The organism is Streptomyces sp. NPDC059900 (assembly GCF_050270335.1).
In the GTDB taxonomy this organism is placed as follows: Bacteria; Actinomycetota; Actinomycetes; order Streptomycetales; family Streptomycetaceae; genus Streptomyces.
Window position 1 is genome coordinate 1 of record NZ_JBNNJZ010000488.1, and the last position, 6,231, is coordinate 6,231.

The window sequence follows — 6,231 nt, forward strand, 5'->3', positions numbered from 1 at the left end:
GTTGTGCGGGGGGGGGTGTGGCTGGGGAGGGGGCGGCGATTCACGCCCCGCCCCCCCGCGTGCCGGCCCCCGGGGGGGGGGCCCGGCCGGGGTGGGCGCGGGGGGCCCCCGGCCGGGTCGTGTCCGTGTGCCGGCCAGATGGCCGGAGCGTGCGGGCTCAGACCATGAACTGGTCGTACTTGGCCATGTGCTCGCGCAGTTCTTCCATGCTGGGGTTGCGGCCGCCTGCCGTCAGGCGTCCCAGGCCGCGGAAGTAGTCCTCCCGGTCGTAGATCGGGTAGAACATGATCAGCAGGGTGGCGTCCTCGGTGCCCCGGTTGGTGAAGCCGTGCGGCTCGCCCTTGGGGATGTAGGCGAACGCGCCCGGCTCGCCGACCACCTTGCGGTCGCCGATGGTGAACTCGATCTCGCCCTTGACCACGTAGAACATTTCGGTGGACTGCTTGTGGATGTGCGGGGACGCGCCCTTGGCCTCCGGTGCCATGTGGTGCTCGAAGAAGCCGAACTCCCCGTTGGAGTCGGGCGTGGTGAGTTTGAGGTACGTCCTCTTGGTGTCGCGGATGTCGACGTATTCGCCTTCACCGGCGGGGACATACAGCGGAACGGACATGGTTTCCTCCTGGGATGATGTGCAAGTGGACGACCCGCGCACCGCTGCGGTGCGCGGGGGCGATCACGCGGCCCCGGCCAGGGCCGCGTCCTGCTGCGGACGGCGGTCGGCCCGTGCCTGCGCCCACCGGCCGATGGCCGGGGCCGCGAGGCCGCAGAGGGCGAACAGGGCGGCCAGGACGACCCAGCCGACGGTGCCGGTGGTGATGACCAGGCCGATCACGAGCGGTGCGGCGATCTGCTGGACGGCCACGCCGAGCCAGAAGACCGAGAGGTAGACGCCCTCCTGGCCGGTCGCCGCCAGCAGATACGACCCGCCCCAGCCCCCGGCGGACTGGAACAGCTCGCCTGCGGTCAGCGCGACCATGGCAAGGAGCAGCACGCCGACGGCCAGGACGACGGGCGGCTTCGGCGCCGCGACGAGCAGCAGACAGCACAGGGTGAGGGACATGCCTGCCCGCACCAGCGCCCGCGCCGATCCGGCGATGGTTTCGGTGCCGCGGCTCGCGCGGACCTGCAGGGCGACCGCGAGCACGGTGTTGACCGCCACCAGGGGCGAGATCACCGCGGCCGGGGCCTTGGTGTGTTCGACGATCCACAGCGGGATGCCGATGCTCAGCAGGGTCATGTGCATGGTGAGCACCGCGTTGATCCCGGTGAACGACAGGAACGGACCGTCCCGCAGCGCGGCGACCGAGAAGCGGCGGCGCAGGCTCTTGGCGGGCTTGCTGAGCACCGGCAGCCGGTAGGCCAGGGTCGCCAGGACCGCGAACGAGGCGGCGTTGAGCAGCAGGATCGCGCTGTAGCCGACGCGGGTGTCGATCAGCAGGCCGACGCCGCCCAGCAGGGCGCCGACGGTGAAGCCGACGTTGCGCAGCGAGCGCAGGACCGCGACCACCCTGACCCGGTCGTCGGTGGCCGTCACCTGTCCGACCAGGGCCTGCTCCATCGGTGCCGCCGCCTTGTCGACGAGGCCGAGCAGGCACACCACCGTCAGGAACTGCCATAGGTTTTGTACGAAGGGGTAGAGCACGAAGCAGGCGCAGCGCCACAGGCTCACCCCGACCAGGACCTTCTTGGGGCCGATCCGGTCGGCCAGGATGCCGATGGGCACCGCCGTGGCCAGGGCGATCGCGGCGGACAGGGTCAGGCCCAGACTCAGCTCGCCCACCGACAGGCCCACGGAACGGGTGATGAAGGGCACGGACACGGCCAGGAAGGCACCGGTGCCGACGGCGTCGATCATCGCCATCACGGACAGGCGGATGCCGACCGGCCCGCCCGGCACGGACCGGCGCCAGCCGCGAACGCGCTGCCAGAGAACAGACATCTGCTGCTTCCTCAATCCGTGGAGGTCGTGGGGGTCGTCAAGGCCGGGGAGGGCTGCGGGCTGGTGGTGATGCGGACGGCGGCGTCCGCGGCCAGGACGCGGCGGCGTGTGGTGTCCGCGTCGGGCCCGGTGGCGATGACATGCCCGGCGCGATCCCAGGAGGACGCCCAGGCCCGGGCCTCCTGGCCGGCCTCGACGTCGACTTCCACGGTCTCGACGCCGGGCAGGGCAAGGGCCGCGTCCGTGCCGGCGACCTGCGTGACGGTGCCCGGCCCGGCGGCCAGGAACCGGATCGCCGAGGTCTGTCGGGCGGTGCGGGGCAGGGTGACCGGGCGGCCGGCCAGCAGGTCGATGAGGGTCAGGCGGATGCGGGTGCCGTAGGCCAGGTCGTTCAGGTCGATCAAGTAGTCGCCGGGGCAGCGTCCCGCGCATTCCACCAGGGCCGGACCGGCGGCGGTCAGGATCCACTCGGCGTGCAGGATCCCGGTGCGGTAGCCGGTCGCCGCGACCAGTGCGCGCATGGCCTCCTCGAAGGCGGCCTGCGTGTCCTTGTCGAGCGGGGCGGGCAGCAGGTGGCCCAGTTCGACCGGGTAGGGCCCGGGTATCACCGTCTTGGCCGTGACGTTGTGGAAGATGATCTCGCCCTGGCGCACCAGCGCCTCGACGCTGAACTCGGGGCCCCGCAGGCGCTCTTCGGCCAGAAAGCGCCACGTCAGGTGCCGGTCGGGCACCTGCTCGTACTCGGCGGCCGAGGAGGTGCGCTGCCACGCCTCGGCCGCGGAGGCGGCATCGACCGCGTCAAGGAGTTGGACGCCGACGCTGGCCTGCCGGTTGGCGGGCTTGACCACCACCGGTCCGTCGCCGGCGAAATCCAGGATGTCGCCCGGCCCGTGGATCTCGCGCCAGCGCGGGTTGCGCACCCCGCCGGCGTCGCAGGCCTCGCGCAGCCGGACCTTGTCCCGCAGCGCCAGCGCGGCCTGTTCGGTGGCGCCCGGAAGGCCGAGCTTCTCGGCCAGGGCGGCGGCCGCGGGCACCGCGTACTCCAGGCCGGGCACCACGGCGGCCACCGGGCGCCGGGCCTCCAGATCGGCCGCCAGGTCCAGGGCGCCGGCGGACTGCTGGTAGCTGACCGGCACGATCCGCTCCAGGCAGGCGAAGCGGCCCGCCGCGTCCCGCAGCCGGCGTTTGCGGATGATGTCGGGCGCTTCGAGCACCACGACGGACCCGCCGGCGACATGGCCGTCGATGGCGCGCAGGTAGGCCGCGTTGTAGCCGACGAACACCACCTGTGCGTCGGTGCGGGGTGTGGTCACGGCCACCTTCGGGCGGGTCATGGCAACCTCCTGGACGTGGGCAAGGAGTACGGCACGGTCGATGCCTTTCTGCGGTGCGCGGGATGGGTGCGGGACGGCGCCGGGGCAGGGGTGCCGGCGGCCCGGCCGTCCGCGCGTACGGGCGTGCCGTCGATGACGACCTCGAGGGTGGCGAGCACCTCGGCGCACCGGCGGCCTGCCTGGTCGGGCGTGGCGCCCGAGACGATGACGTGCCCGTGGCGGCCCTTGGAGTCGCGGACCTCCTCGACGGTGTCGCCCGGGCGCAGCCGCAGGGTCAACTCGTCGACGTAGGGCAGCTTTCGCGCCTGCTCCAGGCCGCGGATTCCGTCGATGCGGCCGGGCGGGAAGGTGAAGAACCGCACGGCGGCCGCCGCCGCGGGCTGCGGCAGCCGGGCCGGTGAGCCCGCCAGGGCGGCGAAGATGGCCTGCTCGATGTCGAGGCCGCCGGCCAGCTCGATGAGCCGGGGAATCCGGTCGCCGCCCAGCCGGGGCTGCGACTCGACGATGCGCGGGCCGCGCTTGGTCCAGATGACCTCGGTGTGCGCGGGGCCGAAGCGGTAGCCGCACAGGGTCAGGAAGCGGACGGTCAACTCCTCGATGGCGTGCCGGCGGTGCGGGGCGAGCGGAGCCGGGTGGACGTGTCCCACCTCCACGAACAGCGGGGGCGCGCCGAGGAGTTTCTCGGTGATGCCGACGACCTGGTGCCGGCCGTCCTGGCTGAGCGTCTCCACGCTGTACTCGGGCCCGCGCAGGTACTCCTCGACCAGGAACGGTCCGTCATAGCCGTAGGCGTCCACGAGGTCGCTCCAGGCCGCCCGGTCCCGGGCGGCCTGCCACAGGAACACGCCCCGGCTGCCGGCCAGGGCGGTCGGCTTGACGACCGCCGGGAGTCCCACCCGCTCGACGGCGCCCGGCACGTCGCGCCGGGCGGTCACCGCCTCGAAGGACACCGGGGACAGGCCGTGCCGGGCGAGCAGCTCACGCATCGCGTGCTTGTCGGCCAGGAAACGGATCGCCGCGGACGGGTTGACCTCGGCGTGCAGCTCCTCGGCCACTTCGTGGGCGGCGACCATCGTCTCCTCCCGGCCGATGTGGTAGATCACCGAGGCGCGGTGCTCGCGGGCCGTCTCGCGGATGGTGCGCCGCAGCTGCTGCGGGTCCCCGAAGTCCGCCGTCACGAACACGTCCGCCAGGGCGCGTACGTCGGCCAGATACTCCGGTGTCTGTAGCTGCGGGTCCCAGATCGCAGCGACCCAGAACCCTTGGGCCTGCGCCTTTTGTACGAACTGGCGGTAGGGCATCACCATCAGCAGGCGCGGCCGGCCGTCCGGGGGCAGGCCCGTGGCGGGCGCGGGCGCCGTCATCGGGCACCGCCCGGCGTGCTCTCGCGGCCCAGCAGGCTCAAGTAGCGCTCGCCGGTGTCGGGCAGCAGGGTCACGATGCGCCGGCCCCGGTAGTGTGGGCGGGCGGCCAGGACGCCGCAGGCGTGGACGACCGCGCCGCCCGAGACACCGGCCATCAGCCCGGCGTGCGCTGCCAGCCGCCGGGTGGTGTCCAGGGCGTCCGCGTCGGAAACCGTGATCACCTCGTCGATGAGGCTTTGCTGCGTGGTCGGCGCGATGAAGCCGCCGTTGAAGCCCGGGATGCCGTGCGTGCCGGGCTTGCCGCCGGACAGCAGGGGCGAGCCCGCGGGCTCCACCGCCACGATCCGCACTGCGGGGTGGCTTTCGCGCAGATAACGCCCCGCGCCACTGAGCGTACCGCCGGTTCCCACGCCGCAGACGAACACGTCGATACGGCCGTCGGCGTCGTTCCAGATCTCGGGGCCGGTGGTCTCGTAGTGCGCCCGGGTGTTGTCGGGGTTGTCGTGCTGGCGGCAGAACCACGAGCCGGGGGTCTGGCTGTGCAGTTCCCCGGCCTTGTCGACGGCCGCCTGGTAGCCGCCGGTGTGCGGAGTGCGCACGACCTCGGCGCCCAGCGAGCGCAGCATGGCCACCCGTTCGGGGGTCGCGTTGTCCGGCAGCACGATGATGCAGCGATAGCCGCGGTTGGCGGCGAGCGCGGCCAGCGAGATGCCGGTGTTGCCCGAGGTGGCCTCGATGACGGTGCCGTCGCCGGGGGAGAGCAGCCCCTTTTGTTCGGCGCCGCGCAGCATCGCGCGGGCGGCCCGGTCCTTGCTGCTGGACCAGGGGTTGAACAGCTCCAGCTTGGCCAGGACCTCGGCCTTGGCCGGGGCGCCGTGCGTGACCTGGTCCATCGGCAGGCGCAGCAGCGGGGTGCCGCCGATCAGGTCGATGAGGGAGTCGGCGACCGGGCGCCGGGAGACCGGCTCGGTGCGGATGCCGATCTCCTGGACGGCGGCCTCCGCGGTGCGGGCCGCGAGCTCGGCGGTCTCGGCCACCACCAGCACATGGCCTGCCCGGTCGCCGTTGCGGCGCAACTCCCGTACCACGGAACCCGCCTTGGGCTTGACGACGACTTCCTGGACGCCGGGCAGCGCGGCGGCCCGCTGCTGTCCGGTGACCGACACCACCCGGCCGGGCTGCGCGGTCAGATAGCGGATGGCGGCGCCGGCGACCGGCCGCGGCGGCAGGGCCGGGACGGGCAGCGGCTGGCCCAGGTACTGACGGGCCACCAGCTCCAGGGACTTGATGCCAAGGGCCCGGTCCACCAGGTAGGTGATCTTGCCGCCGGCGGGCCGCGGGTTGATCTCGATGAGCTGGGGGCCGGACGCGGTCACCTTCACCTCGACGTGGGCCATGCCCAGGTCGAAGCCGACCGCGCGCAGCGCTTGGACGGCCACGTCGCCGCAGGCCTCTACGAGGGGCGCGGGCAGCCGGGAGGGGAAGGTGTGGGCCAGCTCGACGAAGTAGTCCAGGCCGACGACCGACTTGTCGGTCACCCCGAACACCTCGTAGCGGTCGCCGTCGGCAAGGACCTCCACGCTGACCTCGGGGC

General features: G+C 72.9%; 5 protein-coding genes and 1 pseudogene. All 6 read right to left on the reverse strand.

What is annotated here, in order from left to right; all coding sequences use genetic code 11:
- Positions 1-157: 157 nt before the first annotated feature.
- Positions 158-610 carry a cupin domain-containing protein gene (locus ACQKIP_RS36960; RefSeq protein ID WP_365853761.1) on the reverse strand — a complete coding sequence of 151 codons (453 nt, stop codon included), beginning with the start codon at positions 608-610 and terminating at the stop codon, positions 158-160.
- A gap of 63 nt (positions 611-673) precedes the next feature.
- Positions 674-1,939: an MFS transporter gene (locus ACQKIP_RS36965; RefSeq protein WP_365853759.1), complete on the reverse strand. Its 1,266-nt coding sequence runs from the start codon at positions 1,937-1,939 to the stop codon at positions 674-676.
- Positions 1,940-1,950: 11 nt separating this feature from the next.
- Positions 1,951-3,273 carry an ATP-grasp domain-containing protein gene (locus tag ACQKIP_RS36970; protein WP_427745140.1) on the reverse strand — a complete coding sequence of 441 codons (1,323 nt, stop codon included), beginning with the start codon at positions 3,271-3,273 and terminating at the stop codon, positions 1,951-1,953.
- Entirely contained in the window at positions 3,270-4,637 is a 1,368-nt protein-coding gene (locus ACQKIP_RS36975; protein WP_365853755.1) for an ATP-grasp domain-containing protein, read from the reverse strand. The genes ACQKIP_RS36970 and ACQKIP_RS36975 overlap by 4 nt, the downstream gene beginning before the upstream one ends.
- The gene (locus tag ACQKIP_RS36980) at positions 4,634-5,530 is read right to left on the reverse strand and encodes a PLP-dependent cysteine synthase family protein (RefSeq protein ID WP_427745141.1); all 897 of its coding nucleotides are present in this window, start codon (positions 5,528-5,530) and stop codon (positions 4,634-4,636) included. Before ACQKIP_RS36980 ends, ACQKIP_RS36975 begins: the two co-directional genes overlap by 4 nt.
- Positions 5,531-5,662: 132 nt before the next feature.
- Positions 5,663-6,217, reverse strand: a pseudogene (locus tag ACQKIP_RS36985) (ATP-grasp domain-containing protein); the annotation flags it as partial.
- Positions 6,218-6,231: the final 14 nt, after the last annotated feature.

Coding starts and splice junctions, on each gene's coding strand:
- ACQKIP_RS36960 (WP_365853761.1), bottom strand. CDS start 610: ATGTCCGTTCCGCTGTATGTCCCCGCCGGTGAAGGCGAATACGTCGAC.
- ACQKIP_RS36970 (WP_427745140.1), bottom strand. CDS start 3,273: ATGACCCGCCCGAAGGTGGCCGTGACCACACCCCGCACCGACGCACAG.
- ACQKIP_RS36980 (WP_427745141.1), bottom strand. CDS start 5,530: ATGGACCAGGTCACGCACGGCGCCCCGGCCAAGGCCGAGGTCCTGGCC.
- ACQKIP_RS36965 (WP_365853759.1), bottom strand. CDS start 1,939: ATGTCTGTTCTCTGGCAGCGCGTTCGCGGCTGGCGCCGGTCCGTGCCG.
- ACQKIP_RS36975 (WP_365853755.1), bottom strand. CDS start 4,637: ATGACGGCGCCCGCGCCCGCCACGGGCCTGCCCCCGGACGGCCGGCCG.